This window comes from Staphylococcus sp. SUC_1.2 (genome assembly GCF_026222585.1).
On sequence record NZ_JANJPM010000010.1, the window covers coordinates 50,930 to 73,070 of the forward strand.

The 22,141-nt window shown below is 30.7% G+C and carries 26 protein-coding genes and 2 pseudogenes; all 28 read left to right on the forward strand.

What is annotated here, in order from left to right; genetic code table 11:
* Positions 1–60 precede the first annotated feature (60 nt).
* The 28 genes and pseudogenes from NR218_RS05080 (at position 61) to holA (ending at position 22,059) form a co-directional block, all read left to right on the forward strand.
* On the forward strand, positions 61–321 hold the full coding sequence (locus NR218_RS05080; RefSeq protein ID WP_011275600.1) for an IreB family regulatory phosphoprotein: 261 nt from the start codon (positions 61–63) through the stop codon (positions 319–321).
* A gap of 3 nt (positions 322–324) precedes the next feature.
* On the forward strand, positions 325–753 hold the full coding sequence (ruvX, locus tag NR218_RS05085; RefSeq protein WP_011275601.1) for a Holliday junction resolvase RuvX: 429 nt from the start codon (positions 325–327) through the stop codon (positions 751–753).
* A 14-nt stretch (positions 754–767) separates the two neighbouring features.
* On the forward strand, positions 768–1,082 hold the full coding sequence (locus NR218_RS05090; protein WP_011275602.1) for a DUF1292 domain-containing protein: 315 nt from the start codon (positions 768–770) through the stop codon (positions 1,080–1,082).
* A 399-nt stretch (positions 1,083–1,481) separates the two neighbouring features.
* Positions 1,482–2,117 (forward strand): O-methyltransferase, encoded by a 636-nt coding sequence (locus NR218_RS05095; protein WP_037558167.1) that lies wholly within the window; start codon positions 1,482–1,484, stop codon positions 2,115–2,117.
* Between the two features lie 2 nt (positions 2,118–2,119).
* Positions 2,120–3,043: a peptidase U32 family protein gene (locus NR218_RS05100; protein WP_016930855.1), complete on the forward strand. Its 924-nt coding sequence runs from the start codon at positions 2,120–2,122 to the stop codon at positions 3,041–3,043.
* Between the two features lie 17 nt (positions 3,044–3,060).
* Entirely contained in the window at positions 3,061–4,329 is a 1,269-nt protein-coding gene (locus NR218_RS05105; protein ID WP_265848420.1) for a peptidase U32 family protein, read from the forward strand.
* On the forward strand, positions 4,329–4,952 hold the full coding sequence (gene udk, locus NR218_RS05110) for a uridine kinase (RefSeq protein ID WP_011275606.1): 624 nt from the start codon (positions 4,329–4,331) through the stop codon (positions 4,950–4,952). The genes NR218_RS05105 and udk overlap by 1 nt, the downstream gene beginning before the upstream one ends.
* Positions 4,953–5,027: 75 nt before the next feature.
* Entirely contained in the window at positions 5,028–5,504 is a 477-nt protein-coding gene (greA, locus tag NR218_RS05115; RefSeq protein ID WP_011275607.1) for a transcription elongation factor GreA, read from the forward strand.
* A 535-nt stretch (positions 5,505–6,039) separates the two neighbouring features.
* Complete coding sequence (pxpB, locus tag NR218_RS05120) at positions 6,040–6,768, forward strand: 5-oxoprolinase subunit PxpB (RefSeq protein WP_011275608.1); 729 nt, start codon at positions 6,040–6,042, stop codon at positions 6,766–6,768.
* Entirely contained in the window at positions 6,758–7,762 is a 1,005-nt protein-coding gene (locus NR218_RS05125; RefSeq protein WP_011275609.1) for a biotin-dependent carboxyltransferase family protein, read from the forward strand. Before pxpB ends, NR218_RS05125 begins: the two co-directional genes overlap by 11 nt.
* Positions 7,763–7,765: 3 nt before the next feature.
* Positions 7,766–7,876: pseudogene (locus NR218_RS12725) on the forward strand (acetyl-CoA carboxylase biotin carboxyl carrier protein subunit); the annotation flags it as partial.
* Positions 7,877–7,984: 108 nt separating this feature from the next.
* Positions 7,985–8,215 (forward strand): annotated as a pseudogene (locus NR218_RS12730) (acetyl-CoA carboxylase biotin carboxyl carrier protein); the annotation flags it as partial.
* A gap of 14 nt (positions 8,216–8,229) precedes the next feature.
* Positions 8,230–9,591 carry an acetyl-CoA carboxylase biotin carboxylase subunit gene (locus NR218_RS05135; RefSeq protein WP_011275611.1) on the forward strand — a complete coding sequence of 454 codons (1,362 nt, stop codon included), beginning with the start codon at positions 8,230–8,232 and terminating at the stop codon, positions 9,589–9,591.
* Positions 9,591–10,343: a 5-oxoprolinase subunit PxpA gene (pxpA, locus tag NR218_RS05140; RefSeq protein WP_011275612.1), complete on the forward strand. Its 753-nt coding sequence runs from the start codon at positions 9,591–9,593 to the stop codon at positions 10,341–10,343. The genes NR218_RS05135 and pxpA overlap by 1 nt, the downstream gene beginning before the upstream one ends.
* A 12-nt stretch (positions 10,344–10,355) precedes the next feature.
* Positions 10,356–11,612, forward strand: coding sequence for an NRAMP family divalent metal transporter (locus tag NR218_RS05145; RefSeq protein WP_011275613.1), 1,257 nt, complete (start codon positions 10,356–10,358; stop codon positions 11,610–11,612).
* Between the two features lie 243 nt (positions 11,613–11,855).
* Positions 11,856–12,542: a 5'-methylthioadenosine/adenosylhomocysteine nucleosidase gene (locus NR218_RS05150; RefSeq protein WP_016930856.1), complete on the forward strand. Its 687-nt coding sequence runs from the start codon at positions 11,856–11,858 to the stop codon at positions 12,540–12,542.
* A 23-nt stretch (positions 12,543–12,565) separates the two neighbouring features.
* Entirely contained in the window at positions 12,566–13,093 is a 528-nt protein-coding gene (locus NR218_RS05155) for a YqeG family HAD IIIA-type phosphatase (RefSeq protein ID WP_011275615.1), read from the forward strand.
* Positions 13,094–14,194, forward strand: a complete 1,101-nt coding sequence (gene yqeH, locus NR218_RS05160) for a ribosome biogenesis GTPase YqeH (protein WP_011275616.1) — start codon at positions 13,094–13,096, stop codon at positions 14,192–14,194.
* A 12-nt stretch (positions 14,195–14,206) separates the two neighbouring features.
* On the forward strand, positions 14,207–15,013 hold the full coding sequence (gene aroE / locus NR218_RS05165) for a shikimate dehydrogenase (protein ID WP_011275617.1): 807 nt from the start codon (positions 14,207–14,209) through the stop codon (positions 15,011–15,013).
* A gap of 1 nt (position 15,014) precedes the next feature.
* Positions 15,015–15,305, forward strand: a complete 291-nt coding sequence (gene yhbY / locus NR218_RS05170) for a ribosome assembly RNA-binding protein YhbY (RefSeq protein WP_016930857.1) — start codon at positions 15,015–15,017, stop codon at positions 15,303–15,305.
* A complete protein-coding gene (locus NR218_RS05175; RefSeq protein WP_011275619.1) occupies positions 15,306–15,884 on the forward strand; it encodes a nicotinate-nucleotide adenylyltransferase in 579 nt (192 codons plus the stop codon). It abuts the gene before it with no gap.
* Positions 15,874–16,458: a bis(5'-nucleosyl)-tetraphosphatase (symmetrical) YqeK gene (gene yqeK, locus NR218_RS05180; RefSeq protein WP_011275620.1), complete on the forward strand. Its 585-nt coding sequence runs from the start codon at positions 15,874–15,876 to the stop codon at positions 16,456–16,458. The genes NR218_RS05175 and yqeK overlap by 11 nt, the downstream gene beginning before the upstream one ends.
* On the forward strand, positions 16,459–16,812 hold the full coding sequence (gene rsfS, locus NR218_RS05185; protein WP_033080146.1) for a ribosome silencing factor: 354 nt from the start codon (positions 16,459–16,461) through the stop codon (positions 16,810–16,812). It abuts the gene before it with no gap.
* The gene (locus NR218_RS05190; protein WP_016930859.1) at positions 16,813–17,538 is read left to right on the forward strand and encodes a class I SAM-dependent DNA methyltransferase; all 726 of its coding nucleotides are present in this window, start codon (positions 16,813–16,815) and stop codon (positions 17,536–17,538) included.
* Positions 17,539–17,581: 43 nt separating this feature from the next.
* The gene (locus NR218_RS05195; protein ID WP_029376636.1) at positions 17,582–18,295 is read left to right on the forward strand and encodes a helix-hairpin-helix domain-containing protein; all 714 of its coding nucleotides are present in this window, start codon (positions 17,582–17,584) and stop codon (positions 18,293–18,295) included.
* Between the two features lie 70 nt (positions 18,296–18,365).
* The gene (locus NR218_RS05200) at positions 18,366–18,824 is read left to right on the forward strand and encodes a ComE operon protein 2 (RefSeq protein ID WP_011275624.1); all 459 of its coding nucleotides are present in this window, start codon (positions 18,366–18,368) and stop codon (positions 18,822–18,824) included.
* 316 nt (positions 18,825–19,140) lie between these two features.
* Positions 19,141–21,009, forward strand: coding sequence for a DNA internalization-related competence protein ComEC/Rec2 (locus NR218_RS05205; RefSeq protein WP_227699773.1), 1,869 nt, complete (start codon positions 19,141–19,143; stop codon positions 21,007–21,009).
* A gap of 75 nt (positions 21,010–21,084) precedes the next feature.
* On the forward strand, positions 21,085–22,059 hold the full coding sequence (gene holA / locus NR218_RS05210) for a DNA polymerase III subunit delta (protein ID WP_011275626.1): 975 nt from the start codon (positions 21,085–21,087) through the stop codon (positions 22,057–22,059).
* Positions 22,060–22,141 lie beyond the last annotated feature (82 nt).

Sequence of the window (22,141 nt, forward strand, 5' to 3'; positions counted from 1 at the left end):
AATCAACTAGTGTAAAATTGGTGTATGTAAGATAATTCGTTTTAGAGGAGTGTCGCATCTATGGATAATATTGATAAAACAATGAAGTTTGACTATGAAGAAATTCCGAAAGATAATGTTGAAACAGTGTTAAACAACGTACACCGAACTTTAGAAGAGCGTGGTTACAATGCTGTAAATCAAATTGTAGGATATTTACTCTCAGGTGATCCTGCATATATACCTCGTCAAAATGATGCTCGAAATCAAATTCGCCACATTGATCGTGACGTTATCATGGAAGAACTCGTTTCAAATTATTTAAAAGAGAATAAGAAATAGTATATGTTAACTCACAAAATTTTGGGTTTGGATGTAGGTAGTAAAACAGTTGGCGTAGCTATAAGCGATTTAATGGGTTGGACTGCCCAAGGATTGGACACTCTAAGAATTAACGAGGAACTAGAAGATTATGGTATAGAGCAATTAGTGACCATCATTAAAGAAAATAACGTTGGTTCTGTAGTGATTGGTTTACCTAAGAATATGAATAATTCTATTGGCTTTCGTGGAGAAGCTTCGTTAAGATATAAGGAGTTACTCAAAGAAAGCTTACCTGATATAGAGATAATTATGTGGGATGAACGATTAAGTACTATGGCAGCAGAGCGTTCATTACTTGAAGCAGATGTATCTAGACAAAAAAGAAAAAAAGTAATTGATAAAATGGCAGCAGTGTTTATATTGCAAGGCTATTTAGATTCAATCCAATAAAGGAGTAATAAACAATGACTGAACATAATCATAACCACGATGTAGAATTAGATATTAGTAATGAAGAAGAGTTATTAACTTTATTCGATGAAAATGGTAACGAAGTTTTATATCGTAAAATGTTGGAATTTTACCATCCAGAATTTAAAAAAGAATATGTTATTTTAGCTGAGGAAGGTGCTCAATCTGACGATGATGACATGATTGAATTGATTCCAATGATTAATGAACCTGATGAATCAGGCGATGGTGGTAAATTAGTACCTATCGAGACTGACGAAGAATGGGACATGATTGAAGAAGTAGTTAACACAAACATGGAAGAATAGTTTTCTAGATTTAATACTTAATACTAAAACTAATTTAAATTAGCTGACTGAACTATCAATATGTGATTTAATTTATAATTCAGAACAGTAATTTTGTATAGGGAGTGGGATAATGAATTCAATTCGAGTTCTATTCTGCTCCTTTTTTGATTGATTAAATCATGTTTTTTTTACATATTACATCTTAAATTACAAACAAATATATGATAAAATATTTAAAGTTAAATTCTTATAGGTAGACAATGAGTTTTAATAAATATTTAAATCAGTCATACATTTATAAGTATAAGTTATCCTAGCACGGTTAAGTTTATTTAAATTTTTAAAGTTTAGCGGATAACTCTATATCGACTGGTTTATTTTTTAATGTCATTTTGTCTTTAAAAAGGAAGTAAATAAATGGAAGCTAACCAGCAGTATTTATTGGATAAACATCGTAAAACAGATAATAAAATTGAAACGTTAAGAGAATATGCGGAGCAAAATGCTGTACCAATTGTTGATAGATTATCCCTAGAGATGATTAAACAATTAATTCGGATACATCGTGCAAAAAACATTCTAGAAATTGGCACTGCAATAGGGTATAGTTCAATGCAATTTGCATCCGTATCAAATGATATACATATTACGACTATAGAGCGTGATGAGGAAATGATTACACAAGCTAAATCAAATTTCGAAACTTATGGCTACTCATCACAAATAAGACTTATAGAGGGAAATGCTTTAGAGCAATATAATGAAGTCAATGATAAACAATATGATATTATTTTTATTGATGCAGCAAAAGCTCAATCAAAGAAATTTTTTGAATATTACACACCACTATTAAGAAATGGTGGACTAGTCATTACAGATAATGTTCTATACCACGGTTTTGTATCGAATATAGATATCGTACGCTCCAGAAATGTTAAGCAAATGGTTCAAAAAGTTCAAAAATTTAATGATTGGCTAATTAGTCTAGAAAATTACAGTACTAACTTTATAAATATGGATGATGGGTTAGCTATATCAATTAAAGGAGAATAATTATGACGGAATTACTCGTTACTCCTAAATCATTAAGTCATTTAGAAACACTAATAGATATTGGTGCAGATGCATTTGTCATTGGTGAACAAAAATTTGGGTTAAGATTACCAGGAGAGTTTAATCGTGAGGATATTAAACAAGCAGTCAATTTAGCGCATGAGCATGATAGAAAAATATATGTTGCTGTAAATGGCATTTTCCACAATTATCATTTAAATGCATTGGAAGACTATATTAATTTCTTACATGAAGTTAGAGTAGACCGAATTATATTTGGTGACCCTGCTGTCGTCATGAATGTCAAAAATCAACATAATCCGATACCACTAAATTGGGATGCTGAAACTATAGTAACTAACTATTTCCAATGTAACTATTGGGGAAAAAGAGGTGCCAAACGAGCGCTTCTAGCGAGAGAATTAAACTTAGATGAAATAATAAATATAAAAGAGAATGCAAATGTTGAAATTGAAGTTCAAGTACATGGGATGACTTGTATGTTCCAATCTAAACGCATGTTGCTTGGGAACTATTATACTTTCCAAGATAAACAAATGAAGATTAAACGTGAAAATGATGATAAAGAGTTACTACTATATGACGAAGAACGTGATAATAAATATCCTGTATTTGAAGATTTTAATGGTACACATATAATGTCTCCAAATGATATCTGCTTAATTGAAGAACTCGAGCCACTATTTGAAGCTGGAATTGATTCATTTAAGATAGATGGAATTCTGCAAAGCGAAGAATATATAAACACTGTTACAGCTCAATACAGAGAAGCAATAGATTTATATAATGAAGATCCTGAAGCATATGAAGATGAAAAATTCATGTTAGTAGATCCAATTGAAGCAATTCAACCAGAACATCGTCCATTTGATGAAGGATTCTTATACAAACAAACAGTTTATTAAAAAGGAGGCGCTAAAAAATGAAAACATTGACTGAAATTCAAACGAAAGTTAAAAGTAAAATTAAAAAGCCCGAATTATTAGCGCCTGCTGGTAATTTAGAAAAATTAAAGATTGCAGTACATTATGGTGCAGATGCAGTATTTTTAGGTGGTCAAGAATATGGTTTGCGTTCTAATGCTGATAATTTTACTATGGCTGAAATTAAAGAAGGCGTTGAATTTGCAAATCAATATAATGCAAAAATATACGTAACTACTAATATTATCGCTCATGACGAGAATATTAAAGGTCTGGAAAATTATTTAATTGAATTAGAAAAAACGGGTGCTACCGGAATCATTGTTGCAGATCCTTTAATTATTGAAACTTGTAAGCAAGTTGCTCCTAAATTAGAAATACACTTATCGACACAACAGTCATTGTCTAATACTAAAGCGGTTCAATACTGGAAAGAAGAAGGTTTAGATCGAGTGGTATTAGCACGTGAAACTGGTGCGATGGAAATGAAAGAAATGAAAGAAAATGTAGACATTGAAATTGAAGCATTTATACATGGTGCAATGTGTATTGCATATTCAGGTCGCTGTACACTAAGTAATCATATGACAGCTAGAGATTCTAACAGAGGTGGTTGTTGTCAAAGTTGTCGTTGGGATTACGATTTATTAGAAGTAGATAATGACGGTGAACTTGATCTTTATTATCAAGATGGAGACACCGTACCATTTGCTATGAGTCCTAAGGATTTAAAATTAATTGAATCAATACCTCAAATGATGGAAATCGGTATCGACTCTTTAAAAATAGAAGGGCGCATGAAATCTATTCATTATATAGCTACAGTTGTATCAGTTTATAGAAAAGTTATTGATGCTTATGCTGAAGATCCTGAGAATTTTAAAATTAATCCTGAATGGTTAAAAGAATTAGATAAATGTGCTAATAGAGATACTGCACCAGCATTTTTTGAAGGTACACCAGGATATGAAGAGCAAATGTTTGGTGTTCAACAAAATAAAAAATCACCTTACGATTTTTGTGGATTAGTAATAGATTATGATGAAACTACTCAAATTGCTACAATACAACAAAGAAATCACTTTAAACCAGGTCAAGAAATTGAATTCTTTGGACCTGAAATACAAAGTTTTAGACAAGTTATTGATGCCATATATGATGAGGAGGGCAATAGTCTAGATGCTGCTCGTCACCCACTTCAAATTGTACAAATTAAAGTAAATCATCCAATTTATCCTAGGAACATGATGAGAAAGGAAATTAGATAATGGCAAACACAACAATTATTGGTATTGCCGGTGGTTCAGGATCTGGTAAAACAACAGTAACAAATGAAATCATGAAGAATTTAGAAGGCCATAGTGTCGCATTACTTGCTCAAGACTATTATTATAAAGATCAATCACATTTAACTTTTGAAGAGCGTCTTGAAACAAATTATGACCATCCCTTTGCATTTGACAATGATTTGCTAATAGAAAATTTAAAAGATTTACGAAATGGTCATGCAGTTGAAGTTCCAACGTACGATTACACAAATCATACACGAAGTAATGAAACCATTGCATTTGAACCTAAAGATGTTATTATCGTAGAAGGTATATTTGCTTTAGAAAATAAAACACTTCGTGATATGATGGATGTCAAAATATACGTTGATACTGATGCAGACTTAAGAATTCTAAGACGACTCGTACGTGATACTAAAGAACGCGGTCGATCTATGGAATCAGTAATTAACCAATATTTAAATGTTGTCAAACCAATGCACAATCAATTTATTGAGCCTACTAAGAAGTATGCAGATATTATCATTCCAGAAGGTGGAAGTAACAAGGTTGCAATTGATATAATGACCACTAAAATTCAAACATTGGTTAGTAAACAATAAGTAAGTTACAATATGTATCAAAAAACAATATATTTAATGACTAAACCATATTAAATGAAAAAGGAAGATGACATAATGGAAAATCAAAAACAATATCCAATGACTCAAGAGGGTTATGAACAATTAGAAAAAGAATTAGAAGAATTAAAAACGGTTAAGCGTCCTGAAGTTGTAGAAAAAATTAAAGTGGCACGTTCATTTGGTGACCTTTCTGAGAACTCTGAGTATGATGCTGCTAAAGATGAACAAGGATTCATTGAACAAGACATTCAACGTATCGAACATATGCTTAGATATGCATTAATCATTGAAGATACAGGTGATAATAATGTTGTTCAAATTGGTAAAACCGTGACTTTTATTGAGTTACCTGGAGATGAAGAAGAAAGTTACCAAATCGTTGGTTCTGCTGAAGCAGATGCATTTAACGGCAAAATCTCAAACGAATCACCTATGGCTAAAGCATTAATTGGTAAAAGTTTAAAAGATGAAGTGCGTGTGCCTCTACCAAATGGTGGAGAAATTAATGTTAAAATTGTAAATATTAAATAGATAAATTTTTTCTGAATAAAGTTTTACAAACTCTTTAAATATCTTGGTATTTACATTAATAAAATGCATATTTATATCGGCTATGAAGAAATCAAGTAACAATGATTTCTTCATAGCTTTTTTTAATAACCTAATAATGCTATTGTATTAGTTTTAATTAAGTGATATTAAAAAACTTAATAGCTAGAATATGATATTTTTAGATAAAATTATACCTTATGTTACAAAAATTCATATATATTTTATCAAATTAATTTGAAAATCTGAACTTTTTCATGACAAAATTAGTTTTATATGCTTAAATAACAATGTAAATACAATTGAATCATTTGCTAATTACACTATAAAGTAAGCGATTACATTTCGTCTCGCTTTTTTTATTATTCATAATTTGAAATACTTATTAAACAACTAAGATATTATAATGTTATAATTTTTTTATACATATCAGTAAAATATGATTATTTAAAATATTGAATCATTATTTTTTAAGGCGCAAATATACAATTATTAAGATTAAAGGGGAGGCAATGGATTGGAAGTTAAAGTTATAAATGAGCAATCGCTATTGCTTTATTTCAAAGAAGAAATAAGTGAAGTTAATTATCAAGAGGTTGATTTAACTACACAACATATTCTGTCCAAAAATATTCCAGATATTAGAGATGTTATCCCATCATATCGAGCTATTATGATTAATTTCAATAATGATTCAATCGATTACAAACAATTGATTGAAAAATTAGAATTAGATAAGCTCAAAGTTTCAAAAGATGATACATACTCTAAAAAAAATGTTATACATATTCCTGTACTATATAACTTAGAAATGGGACCCGATTTAGAAGAGGTAGCTAGTTATAACAACTTAACTATAGAAGAAGTTGTTCAAATCCATACAACTAATGAATACCTTGTATATATGCTAGGTTTTATGCCCGGTTTCCCATTCTTAGGTGGTTTAGACGAACGTATTCATACACCTAGAAGATCTGAACCAAGAGTTAAAATTAATGCTGGTTCAGTTGGAATAGCTAACAATCAAACAGGTTTATATCCTTCTGATTCACCTGGAGGATGGCAAATTATTGGAAGAACACCTTTAAAAGTCTTTGATCAATATTCTGAACCGATGACATTGTATGAAGCTGGTGATTATATTAAATTCTACTCGATAGATGAGACGACGTATAATCAAATTGAAAGTGAAATCAATGACGGAAGATTTAATAAAGAAAAGTGGGTGACTCGTAGTGGGCATTAAAATTTTGAAACCAGGTCTTTTCACTACCGTTCAAGATAAAGGCCGTTTTGGATATCAACATTTAGGTTTCTCCGGGTCTGGTGCAATGGATCAATTTAGTTATAACTTAGGACGTAAACTAATCGGAAATAGCGGTCCTAGCCTAGAATTTACTATCATTGGTCCAACATTGACTTTTACTCAAGCTAACACTTTTGTAATAACAGGTGGTCAATTTAATGCAAAATTAAATGATATTAATATTTCCAATAATAATGTCTTATTAGCGAATAAAGGAGATGTACTTGAATTTGGGCCAGCAATAAAGGGTGCACGTGGTTATATTTTCTTTGGCCATCCTCTTGATATTGAGATGGTTGCTGGTAGCTACTCTACACACACAAGAAGTAAAATAGGCGGTTTTAATGGTAGAGCTTTGAAAAAAGATGATCATATTCAAGTTGTGCAAAATAGCAACTTTAAGGTTAATCTTGGAAAAACAAGCGACTATGATGCAATAGAACAAGACAATATTATTCATATTATAGAAGGTCCTCAAGTAAATGCTTTCTCACATGAAAAAAGAAAGACCTTAGTTGAATCGGTGTATAAAATATCTGACCAATCAGACCGAATGGGATATAGACTTATAGGTGACAACATTCCACCAGATAATGGAGCTGATATCATATCAGAACCTGTAGGGTTGGGTAGTATTCAAGTACCAAATGATGGCAATCCGATAATACTTTTAAATGATAAACAAACAGTTGGTGGTTATACAAAAATTGCTACAGTTAGTCAATTAGACCTTAAAAAACTAGCACAATTTAAGCCAGGTGATGTGATACAGTTTAAATGGATATCTGTGGATGAAGCGAATGCTATGTTAAAAAACTTTAATCAACAATTTGAAGAGAAGTTAGAATCAGTGACAAAGGCTCCAATATTTAATATGCATTCAATGCGAGCAACATCAAAAAAATTAGCAAAATTAATTGAAGAGGAGAAATAATAGATGAATATAAAAAAAATAGAAGAAGTTATTAACTTAGTTAAATCAAATGGCGTTAAGCGTTTTAAATTTAAGGATAATAAAAGCGAATTAGAATTAGATTTCACTGAGGGTTATCAATCATCTAATGTGTCTTCAAACCAAAACTTAGTAAGTACAAACACTGTAAATGATGAAAGTCTGCAACAAGTTCAAACGAGTGCAAGTGAAGAAACTTCTAAAGAAATCTCTTCACCAATGGTGGGTACTTTCTTCTTACAAGATAGTAAAGAATTAACTGATCCCCAAATTAAAGTTGGAGATAAAGTTAAATCTGGAGATATCATCGGTTATGTTGAAGCAATGAAAGTTATGAATGAAATTACAAGCGATGTAGATGGAGAAGTCGTTGAAATAGTAGCAGATCATGGTACAAATGTTGAATATGATCAAGTACTAGTTAAACTTAAATAAAGGGGGACAGCTAAATGTACCGTTGTTTAGTAGCAAATAGAGGAGAAATTGCAGTCCGTATCATTAGAGCCTGTCGTGAAATGGGCATAGAGACTGTTGCGATATATGCTAAAGGAGATGAGCAAAGTTTACATGTTAGCTTAGCTGATCAAGCAGTTTGTATTGGAGAAGCCAATCCTTTAGATAGTTATTTAAATATTGAACGTATCATTGGTGCAGCTGAAATAACAGGTGCGAATGCGATCCATCCAGGGTATGGATTTTTATCAGAAAGTACAACTTTTGCTGAAAAAGTAGAAGAAAATAATATTCAATTCATTGGTCCAAGTAAGAAAACAATGGAACTAATGGGTGATAAAATAACTGCTCGACAAACTGTAGATGATGCAGGTGTTCCTGTAATTCCAGGGTCTAAAGGTGCAGTTAATTCAGTTGATGAAATAAAGGAACTAGCTGAAGAAATTGGCTATCCTGTTGTTTTAAAAGCAGCAAGTGGTGGTGGAGGTAAAGGCATCCGTATAGTAAAAGAGCCAGAACAACTTGAAAAATCCCTTAAAGAAGCGAAAAGCGAAGGTCAAAAATACTTTAACGATGACAGAGTTTATGTTGAAGCATTTATACCTGTAGCGAAACACGTGGAAGTACAAATTATTGGTGACGGTAAAGGTAATTATGTACATTTAGGCGAAAGAGATTGCTCGGTTCAACGTAAAAACCAAAAATTAATAGAGGAATGTCCTTGTGCCGCTTTAACTGAAGAGAGACGCCAACAGATATGCGCAGATGCAGTTGCAGTCGCTAAAGCATCAAATTATCGAAGTGCAGGTACAATTGAATTTTTAGTAACTAAGGATGCACACTACTTTATTGAAATGAACGCACGTATTCAAGTGGAACATACTGTTACAGAGATGCGCGCTGATAGAGATTTATTACAAGCCCAATTATACTTAATGCAACATGATAAATTACCATTCTCTCAAGATGATATTGTGTTTAATGGACATGTAATTGAAGCGCGTATCAATGCTGAAAATCCAGAAAAGAAATTTCAACCTACCCCTGGTAAAGTTAAAAAGTTACATTTACCTCAAGGTTTCAACATACGTGTCGATTCTCTGCTTTATCCTGGGTATCAAGTATCACCTTATTATGATTCGCTAGTTGCTAAAGTTATAGTAAAAGATACTAATCGAAAAACAGCTATAAACAAATTAAAAGTAGCACTTGATGAAATGGTTATAGATGGATTTACAACAACTGCAAACTTTTTATATGCAGTTTTAAGTTACCCACTTTATGCAGATGATGACGCAAGTGAAGTAGATATTAAATTCCTTGAAAAACATCAAATAATTGAAGGGGTGGAGTTATAATGCGCATAGACTTAAATTGTGACTTAGGTGAAGCGTTTGGAAATTACTCATTCGGTGGAGATAATCAAATCATTCCATTAATTACATCAGCTAATATTGCTTGTGGCTTCCATGCTGGCGATGAAAATGTCATGTATGACACAATTAAACTTGTTAAAGATAATGGTGTAGGTATTGGAGCTCATCCTGGATTACCAGATTTAAAAGGATTTGGTCGTCGCAACATGGATATTACACCAAAAGAAATCTATAATTTAGTTGTTTATCAACTTGGTGCGTTAGATGGATTTTGTAAGGTACATCAAACACGTATTAATCATGTTAAACCTCACGGTGCTCTCTACAATATGGGTGCAAAAGATAAAAACATTGCACATGCAATTGCTCAAGCTGTATATGATTTTGATTCTTCACTAATCTTAGTAGGGTTATCAAATACATTATTAATAACTGAAGCTGAATCATTAGGATTACGTACTGCATCTGAAGTGTTTGCTGACAGACGATATGAAGACAATGGTCAACTCGTTAGTCGTAAAGAGGCAGATGCAGTAATCACTAATACTGAAGAAGCCTTAGATCAAGTTTTAAAAATGGTAATTGAAAACAAAGTTGTTAGTAAAAACGGAAAAGAAATTGATTTAAAAGCTGATACGATTTGTGTGCATGGAGATGGGGCTCATGCTCTAGAATTTGTATCACAAATTAGAGAAAAATTAACGAAGGAAGGCATTGATATTCAATCCTTATAAGGGGGAGCTATTATGGGAGAAAACTTAAACCAAAATCCAAATCAAGAAATTAATCCAAATGAAAAGGAATTTAAATTCACAAAAAATCATAGACGATTACTGTACGGTTCTGTATTCCTAATGGCAACTTCAGCCATTGGACCAGCTTTTCTAACTCAAACCGCTGTGTTCACTGCAGAATTTTACGCTAGCTTCGCATTCGCAATATTAATTTCCATTATAATTGATATTGGAGCACAAATTAATATTTGGCGTGTGCTTGTAGTAACTGGACTTCGTGGACAAGAAGTATCTAATAAAGTTATGCCAGGTCTTGGTACTTTAATTTCCATACTAATTGCATTTGGTGGACTGGCATTTAATATTGGTAATATTGCCGGTGCTGGTCTAGGGTTAAATGCTATGTTTGGATTAGATATTAAATGGGGTGCTGCAATTACAGCTATCTTCTCAATATTAATCTTTGTAAGTAAAAGTGGACAAAAAATCATGGATGTTGTATCGATGATTTTAGGTGTTGTTATGATACTAGTAGTTGCATATGTTATGGTTGTTTCAAATCCACCATATGGAGATGCATTAGTTCACACATTTGCTCCTGAACATCCAGTTAAGTTAATTTTACCAATTATTACACTAGTCGGAGGAACAGTGGGTGGATATATTACATTTGCTGGTGCACACAGACTTTTAGATTCTGGTATGAAAGGGAAAGAATTCTTACCATTTGTAAACCGTTCTGCTATTGCTGGTATATTAACAACTGGTATTATGAGAACATTGTTATTCCTTGCAGTATTAGGAGTTGTGGTTACTGGAGTAACATTAAGCGCTGATAACCCACCTGCATCTGTATTTCAACATGCAATAGGACCTATTGGTAAAAATATTTTCGGTGTAGTTATTTTTGCTGCTGCTATGTCATCTGTTATAGGATCAGCATATACAAGTGCTACATTCTTGAAAACATTACATAAATCATTATTGACTAAAAATAATCTTATTGTAATTATCTTTATTGTTGTTTCAACTCTAATTTTCTTATTTATTGGTAAACCTATTAGTTTACTTATTATTGCTGGTGCAATAAATGGTTGGATTTTACCTATTATACTTGGGGCTATTTTAATTGCAAGTCGTAAAAAATCTATAGTCGGAGATTACAAACACCCTACATGGATGCTTATTTTCGGTATAGTAGCAGTGATTGTAACAATTGTAACTGGTATTTTCTCACTACAAGATTTGGCTACGCTTTGGAAAGGCTAAATTTTCAATAATTTGCACACTCGTAAAGTGCTTATATAATTCTTTAAGGCTGTTTCTATTAAATTTCAATAGAAATGGTCTTTTTTACAAGTTTATATTAATTTAGTACATTAATTTCATGACCTTAAAAGATTTTATATTAGATGAATTTATTTTTTTAATTAAAGAGTAAATAACATTGTCGTGATGAATAAAAATATATGATAAAATAGCAATTGCTAAGATAAAGACTGAGGTGTTAATATGATTGGAATTATAGGAGCTATGGAAGAAGAAGTAGCTATACTAAAAGACAAATTAACAGATATGAATGAAATTTCTGTTGCACATGTAAAGTTTTATAGAGGGAAATTAAATTCAAAAGAAGTAGTGTTAACTCAAAGTGGTATTGGCAAAGTAAATGCTGCTATTTCAACTACGTTATTAATTGAAAAATTCAATCCAAAACTAATCATCAACACTGGATCTGCCGGTGCATTAGATGAGAGTTTATCTGTTGGAGATATGTTAATTAGTAATGATGTTGTTTATCATGATGTTGATGCAACAGCATTTGGCTATAAACTGGGTCAAATACCTCAAATGCCTTTAGAATTTAAGTCGGATCAAGAATTACTTAAATCGGTAGAAACAGTAATTAATAAAAAAAATTATAATGCTAAAATTGGCCAAATTGTTAGCGGTGATAGCTTTATTGGTAGTGTTGATCAGCGACTAACAATTAAACGACAGTTTCCTGAGGCTATGGCTGTTGAAATGGAGGCAACTGCAATTGCACAAACTTGCCATCAATTTCATGTTCCTTTTATAGTTACACGTGCAGTCTCAGATCTAGCTAATGGCAAAGCAGACATATCTTTTGAAGAGTTCCTTGGTGAAGCCGCAAAATCTTCAAGTTCAATTGTTGAATCATTAATCAAAGTTTTATAAATAATAATAAAGGTGATAAATAAATGGGATTAATAAAAAAATTTTTTATGCCAAACGATTACGTTAAGTCTGTATTTCAAATCGACATTGAAAAGTTGGCTGAGGCTGGATTTAAAGGCATTATCACAGATTTAGATAATACTTTAGTGGGTTGGGATGTTAAATCTCCTACTATAGAGATACAGCAATGGTTTAAAAGAGCAAATGAGTTAGGTATCACAATTACAATTGTATCTAACAACAATGAAGATAGAGTGTCTAGTTTTTCTAAAGATCTAGATGTGGATTTTATTTTCAAAGCAAGAAAACCTGTGGGCAAAGCATTTAAAAAAGCTATTAAACATATGAATATTAAACCAGAAGAAACGATTGTCATTGGAGACCAAATGTTAACTGATGTATTTGGAGGCAATCGAAATGGTTTATATACAATTATGGTGGTTCCTGTTAAACGTACAGATGGTTTTATTACAAAGTTCAACCGTATTATTGAACGTCGCTTATTAAATTACTTTAAAAATAAAGGCTATATCACATGGGAGGAAAATTGATTGGATGACACATTAAAATGTATTGGCTGTGGCGCGCCACTTCAGTCCGAAGATAAAAGTGCACCTGGTTATGTTCCTGAACATAACCTTTTTAGAGAGGATGTTATTTGCCAACGTTGTTTTAGATTGAAAAATTACAATGAAATTCAAGATGTTGGAATGGATAGTGAAGATTTTTTAAATTTATTAAATGAACTGTCTGACCGAAAAGGCATTATTGTTAATGTAGTTGACATATTTGACTTTGAAGGATCATTTATTAATGCTTTAAAACGGATAGTTGGTAACAAGAAGATTATTTTAGCAGCTAATAAACTGGATCTTCTACCTAAACAGATTAATAAACGACGAGTAAAAGATTGGCTTAAGAAAACTGCTAGAAAATATGGCTTAGATGCTGACGATGTTATATTAATATCTGCTCAAAAAGGTTGGGGAATCGATGATCTTCTAACATCAATTGACCAAAATCGAAATAAACAAGATGTTTATATAGTCGGCACAACGAATGTAGGTAAATCTACACTTATAAATAAATTGATTGAACAAAGTGTAGGAGAGAAAGATGTAGTTACGACATCACGATTTCCTGGTACTACATTAGACTTAATTGACATACCTTTAGATGAAAAAACGTTTATGTATGATACTCCTGGTATTATTCAATCTCATCAAATGACACACTATGTTTCTGAGAAAGAGCTAAAAACAATCGTACCTAAAAATGAAATAAAACAAAGAGTTTTTCAACTTAATGAAGGACAAACGTTATTCTTTGGTGGACTGTCTAGAATTGATTATGTTTCAGGTGGAAAAAGACCGTTAGTTTGTTATTTTTCAAATGATTTGAATATTCACCGTACCAAAACAGAAAAAGCTAATGATTTATGGCGAAATCAAATTGGAAATGTTTTAACACCACCAAATAATCCTGACCACTTCGATATGAGTGATACAAAAGCTGTACGTCTTGAAACTGGTAAGGAAAAGAAAGACATAATGATATCAGGTCTAGGATTTATAACGATTGAAGCAGGTGCAAAAGTCATTGTACGCGTCCCTAAAAATGTTGATGTAATCCTAAGAAATTCAATTATGTAAGGTGGGTTATTTATGAAGTATGCAGTAATAGGTGATCCCGTTTCACATTCATTATCACCAGTCATGCATCAAGTTAATTTTAAATCATTAAATATGGAAGACACATACGAAGCGTTGCATATTCCCACACAAGATTTCCATGATATTAGACACATTATTGAAGATAACCATATTAACGGATTCAATGTTACGATTCCGCATAAGGAAAGAATTATTCCTTATCTGGATGAAATTAATGACCAAGCAAAAGCTGTTGGAGCCGTTAATACTGTGAAAATTATTAACAATAAATGGATAGGTTATAATACAGATGGTATTGGTTATGTGATGGGCTTGAAACAAGTTTATCCCGATTTAGAAAATGCTTATGTTTTAATCCTTGGTGCTGGTGGTGCTAGTAAGGGAATTGCAAATGAACTCAGTAAAATTGTACAACCAAAATTAACAATCGCTAACAGAACAATGAGTAGATTTGAGACATGGGATATGGATATTAATGCAATTTCATTAGAACAATCAGAACAATATTTAGATGAATTTGATATTATAATCAATACGACATCTGCTGGATTAAATAATAACGATGATATTGTTATTAGCTTAGATAATTTATCATCAAGTACACTCGTTAGTGATATTATTTATATTCCATATAAGACTAAATTTTTAAAAGAAGCAGAATTCAAAGGCAATACGGTTTATAATGGCCTGGATATGTTTATAAACCAAGGCGCTGAAAGTTTTAAAATTTGGACCGGCAAACAGCCTAATATACTAGAAATGAAATATGCAGTACTAAACAAATTAAAAGGAGTTTAATATGTTAACTGGAAAACAAAAAAGATATTTAAGAAGTTTAGCTCACAATATAGATCCTATTTTTCAAATTGGTAAAGCAGGCATTAATGACAATATGATTGCTCAGATTGATGATACACTTGAAAATCGCGAGTTAATTAAAATACATGTGTTACAAAATAACTTTGATGATAAAAATGAATTAGCGTCAACACTAAGTGATGCAACTAATAGTGAAGTTGTTCAGGTGATTGGTTCGATGATTGTCATTTATAGAGAATCAGTTGATAATAAAGAAATCACATTACCATAAATGATGAATAAAAAAGCAATAGTGCTTTATGGTGGTCAATTCAACCCAATTCACACTGCACACTTGTTAGTTGCAAATGAAGTCTATCATCAACTTAAACCTGACAAATTTTATTTTTTACCAAGTTATATGGCACCTTTGAAAACGCATGATGACTATTTAGATGCTAAATATCGAATCAAAATGATTCAACTTGCAATTGAAGAATTAGGTTTTGGTGAAATATGTCAAATTGAACTTGAGAGAAAAGGTCAAAGTTACACTTATGAAACGCTAAAAGATATCGTTAATAATGAAAAAGATGCGGATATCTATTTCATTATTGGAACAGATCAGTACAAACAATTAGATAAATGGTATAAAATTGAAAAGTTAAAACAACTAATTACGTTTGTAATTGTGAACAGAGATGTTAATTATCAAGAGGTCGACGAGTCAATGATATCGGTTAATATACCGCGAATGGATATTAGTTCATCATTGATTCGAAATCGTGTAAAAAATAAACAACCAATAAATATCTTGGTTCCTCGTAGTATTCACGACTATATAAGAGAGGAAGGATTTTATGAAAATTGATAAAGCGATTGAACTCGTTAAAGATAAACTACCGGAGAAACGTTTTAAGCACTCATTGAGAGTAGCTGAAACCGCAGTAAAACTTGCAGAAATTTATGATGGTGATAAAGATAAAGCTAATTTAGCTGGTGTATTACATGATTATTGTAAGTATGATGACCTAAGCACAATGTACCAAATTGTAAGACAACACGATTTAGATAGTGAATTATTAAGTTATGGTGGAGAAATCTTACACGGACCAGTCTGTGCTGCTATCATGCAATCAGAATTTGGTATTGAAGACGAGGAAGTGCTTCTTGCAATCAAGAATCACACAACTGGTAGAAAAGAAATGACTAAAACTGAAAAACTTGTATTCATTGCTGATTATATTGAACCAGGGAGAAAAACCCCAGGAGTTGAAGAAATAAGAGATATGGCATACAATCAAGGTAGCTTAGATAAAACGATTTATGAAATTTCTAAGCGAACGGTACTTTTCTTAATCAGTAAGGATATTACAGTTTATGGCACAACGATTTCATGTTTAAACTATTATAATTATAGTGATCAAAGAATAAAGGATGATTAAATGAATTCAGAAGAATTATTAAATATTGCTGTCGATGCGACAGAAAACAAAAAAGCAGAAGATATTGTTTCTCTAAATATGAAAGGCATCAGTGATATGACTGATTATTTTGTGGTTTGTCACGGTAATAATGAACGTCAAGTTCAATCAATTGCTAGAGCAGTTAAAGAAGCTGCACATGAACAAGCTATTGATGTTAAACGTATGGAAGGGTATCAAAGTGCCAGATGGGTTTTAATTGATTTGGCAGATGTAGTTATCCATGTCTTCCATAAAGACGAACGCAATTATTATAATATTGAGAAGCTATATCAAGATGCACCAATAGAATCATATGGTCAGGTTGCTTACTAAATGACCCAATATGTTGGAATGAGTCAAGTATATGATCAACTAACACAAGACCAACCTTATGATAAGTGGTTTGAGATAGTACAACATTATTCTCAAAATTTCAATCATAAGCCTAATATTCTTGATCTTGGTTGTGGGACAGGCAGTTTAACTGCTCAACTTAATACTATTGGTTCGGTTACAGGAATGGATTTAAGTTCTGATATGCTGGCCATTGCTGCAAACAAATCTAATCAAGTATCATGGTTAGAGGGAGATATGACCGATTTTTCATTTAATAATGAATTTGATGTAATAACAATATTTTGTGATTCACTGAATTATTTACCTGATATAGAAGATGTAAATAAAACATTTATAAATGTTTTCAATCATTTATCAGAAAATGGCGTTTTTATATTTGATGTTCACACTATTTATAAGATGAGTACGTTGTTTCATAATCAATGTTATATTGATGAAAATGAGTCAACCTTTTTAGCATGGGAAGCCATTCAAGGTGATGAACCTTTTAGTGTTTATCACGAAATGAGTTTCTTTATTGAAGACAATAATGGTACTTATCAACGTTTTAATGAATCTCACTATCAAAGAACCTTTGAAAAAGAAACTTATATAAACATGTTAAATCAAATAGGTTTTAAAAACATCGAAACATTTATTGACTTTAACCGAAATAATCACGATGATCATGGTGAGCGCCTGTTCTTCGTAGCTTTTAAATAAATAAAGTAAACTCATCTCCTTGAACGTTTATACATATAAGGAGATGAGTTTTTTGTTTAAAGATAAAAAAGAGTTATTATATGCTATTAAGCAATGGAAATTTCAATTGAGTATCATTATATTAGTGATTATATCTATAGCTTTATTTCTAATTTATTCGAAATCAGATGAAGAAACAAATGATACTAAACCTATTGTTACATCTCATGTAAACTCTAATCAAAAAGGAAAAAATCATGATGTGTTGAAAAATGATGATAAAACTAATAATAAGATAGAATCTAATACAATTCAAAACGGAGACGAAATAGTTTTTGTAGATATTAAAGGTGCAGTAGAACACCCTAATGTTTATAAAATGAAAAGTTCAGATCGAATAAAAGATGTATTAGATAAAGCTAAATTGCTTACTGACGCGGATTTGAGTCAAGTCAATTTATCTGAAAAGTTAACAGATCAAAAATTGATATATATTCCCTTTGCTAATGAAAATAAAAATCCCATTACCCAAAATGACGCTAATAATAAAAGTGGCCATAGTAAATCTTTAAATTCATCATCTACTAATAAGGTGAATATAAATACTGCAAGCGAAGCAGAATTATTAAAAATCCCGGGTGTTGGTCCTGCTAAAGTAAGAGAAATTATTGATTACAGACAAAAAAATAATACGTTTCATTCAATTGAAGATTTGAAAAATATTAAAGGCATTGGTGATAAAACTTTTGAAAGAATTAAGGAATATATAACAACTTAATATTGATTATTGGCTTCTATTTAAGGATACTTTATAATATTTATAACAATTACGTATTGGAGTGAAGAAAATGGAAAGATTGAAATGGGATGAATACTTTATGGCACAAAGTCATTTATTAGCTTTGCGCTCAACTTGTCAAAGATTGTCAGTAGGGGCAACAATCGTTAAAGACAATAGAATTATTGCTGGCGGTTATAATGGGTCAGTAGCTGGAGAAGTTCATTGTATTGATGAAGGATGTTTAATTGAAGATGGCCACTGTATTAGAACCATTCACGCCGAAATGAATGCTTTATTACAATGTGCTAAACAAGGTGTATCGACTGATGGAGCTACTATATACGTTACTCATTTCCCATGCCTTAATTGCACAAAATCTATTATTCAGGCTGGTATTAAACAAATATACTATGCTGAAGACTATCACAATCATAAATACGCACTAGAACTTTTAGATCAAGCGGGTATTGATTATAAAAAAATACCTTTTTCAGCACAAAATGTAGCTCGATATTTGACTAACTAAATATATGATATTTTATGCACTATCTTTTCTATCAGGTATTTTATGGATACATATAAAATGGGTTGCCTTTCTTATTAATCTATTGTTAATTATTATCTCGCTACAAAAGAGATTAGAGTTACTACATATTTTCATTTTGATTATTTGTTTATTTTCCGGCTTAACTTTAGAACACTTTCATAATGAATATAATTTAAATAAAGACAAATTTCTTAAGTCAAATTCTAATATATCTACCGAAGTTCAATTTGTTTCCAGGATAGAGAAACAAGAGAGACAACTAAAAGGTATATTTGAACTTAGGCATCAACCTTTCGTGTATTACCTCTATTCTAATAATCTAAAAGAAAAGGATCTAGAAAATAAATCTTGTGTTATTAAAGGCAAGGTAATTAGTGTTTTAAATCATACTCCTTATGTCTCTATAAGTAATGTAGACTTAAATTCGTGTCATATTACTAAAAGAAAAAATATAATTGAAAAACAAAGAGACTTTATTATTAAAAAATTAAACAATTCAAGTTTATCTCATCCTGAATATGTTATCGCTTTAGTAACTGGAGATGTAAATGGAATCAATACTGATTTCATTGATAAAGTAAAAGATATCGGTATCTACCATTTATTAGCTGTTAGCGGATCACATATTGCAACCATTTCATTTCTCATTTATCATCCTCTTGTAAGATTAAACATTCCTAAAGTAATTATTAACGGTTTAATCATCTTATTTTTATCAATATTTGCATATTATACTGGATTTGCACCAAGTGCACTAAGAGCAATTTTAGCAACAACTACTGTCATACTTATTTCAAATAAAACAAAAATAGCTTCTATTGATATACTAGGTCTCATATTTTTAGTTATGATCATTTTCAATCCTGATTATCTATATGATATTGGTTTCCAATTTTCATTTATAATCTCATTTTTTATTATTCTTTCATTTCCTCTTATTAAAAAATTAACTTTCTTTAAAAATATTTTTGTACTTACATTTATCGCACAACTTTCTTCAACTATAATTTCAATCTATCATTTTAACCAAATTCAATGGATAGGATTACTATCCAATCTCATTTTTGTTCCATTTTATAGTTTTATCATTTTTCCGTTATCCATATTTTTATTCTTTGCTTATCATTTTGTAAGTGATATGACATTGATTAATTTAGTTTTTGACAAAATATATATAGTTCATAACAAACTTTTAGATTTATTTTTAACTTTTAAATATTATCAAATTTTTATATCACCTAAATCAGCAGTAGAATTTTCTATTTTCGTATTATTGATAGTACTCATTTATATCTTTTTCTGTTATAAAAAATTGAAAATTTTATTTTTATTCGTTATCGTGTTTATAGTTTTATGTGTTTTTAACGTTCGACCAAATGTTAGCACGATAACCTTCTTTGATGTTGGTCAAGGGGATAGTCTAATCTTTCAAACAACGAAACAAGAAACTGTCATGGTTGATACCGGTGGTAAAGAGATTAAAATAGGTAATATTGATAATCATAATATTGCTAAGTATCATATAATGCCAACATTAAAGCAAAAAAGAATCACAAAAATTGATCATCTAATTATTACTCATCCGCATGCCGATCACATTGGTGAATTACCATATATCGCCCAACACATCAGAATCAAGAAGTTATATATTAACTTATATAGCTATTCTGAAATAGAATTAATAAAAATAAAACGTTTATGTAAGATCAATAATATTGAATTAATAGATGCTACAACGATACAATTTATTCAACTAAAAAATTCTAAAATTTCATTTTTACATGGAGATATTCCTAACAGTAATGATAAAAATGAACATAGCATCATTTTACTTATTGAATATCAAAGATACAAAATGCTTTTAATGGGTGATGCAACTAAAAATAATGAATCAAAATTAATGAAAATATATCAATTACCAAAAATTGATATACTGAAAGTTGGTCATCATGGAAGTAAGACTAGCAGTTCTGAATCATTTATTAACTTAATAAAGCCAACAATAAGTATCATTTCAAGTGGTAAAAACAATAAATATCACTTACCTAATCGAGAAACGTTACAAACGCTAAGATCTACAAATAGTTCAATCTTGAACACACAAGATGTTGGAGAAATAACGCTAGACTTAGATCATGATTTAGATATAAAATCCAAAAATTAGCTATTTATCTAGAGAGGCTTTAAACAGACGTGGTATAATTAGAAATGTTTGATATTTGAAAGGGAGTTCACAATTATGGGAAATAATATTATGGCAATATATGGTGAAGTGCCTGAATTAGTTGAAAAGAAAAGTAATGAACTGACACATTCATTCTTAAATGAAGATAAAGATGATTTTAACTATGTTAAATATAATCTATATGAAACTGACATGTCTACAGTTATTGAAGAAGCTTTAACTATGCCTTTTATATCTGAGAAGAAAGTCATTGTTGTTAAAAATTCATTCATATTTACTGGAGAAAAAGTTAACAAAGATATTACACCAAATAATGAACAAGTTATTGAATTCTTAGAAAAATACGATGGTGAAAACTTAGTCATTTTTGAAATATACAGTAATAAATTAGATGAGAGAAAGAAATTAACTAAATCATTAAAAAAAAGTAGTAAACTTTCAAAAGTAGACCAAATGTCAGAAGAAGAAATTAAATCATGGATACAAAATCAGATACACGAGAATTACAAAGATATAAAACAAGATGCATTAAATCTGTTTATAGAATTAACTGGTGTTAACTTTAATATAGTTTCTCAAGAATTAGACAAAATTTCTTTATTCCTAGGTGATAGAACCACTATTACTAAAAATGATGTTAGTTTAATAATAAATAGAAGTTTAGAGCAAAATGTTTTTCTTTTAACAGAATTCATTCAGAAGAACCAGAAAGATAAGGCTATACAACTAGTAAAAGATTTAATAATTATGAAAGAAGAACCTATAAAATTACTGGCGCTTATTACAAGTAATTATAGATTATATTATCAATGTAAAATTCTTGCTCAAAAGGGCTATAGTGGCCAGCAAATTGCTAAGACCATAAATGTTCACCCTTATAGAGTTAAACTAGCACTAAATCAAGTACGTCATTACGAGTTAGGTCAACTACTAAATATTATTAATAACTGTGCCGAAACAGATTATAAACTAAAATCTTCATATATGGACAAACATTTAATTCTTGAATTATTTATTTTATCACTTTAAATATTAATCAGATTCAAATATTTAAATTAAATCAGTGATAAACACATAATTAATATTATATGGGAATTTGTCTAACAATAAA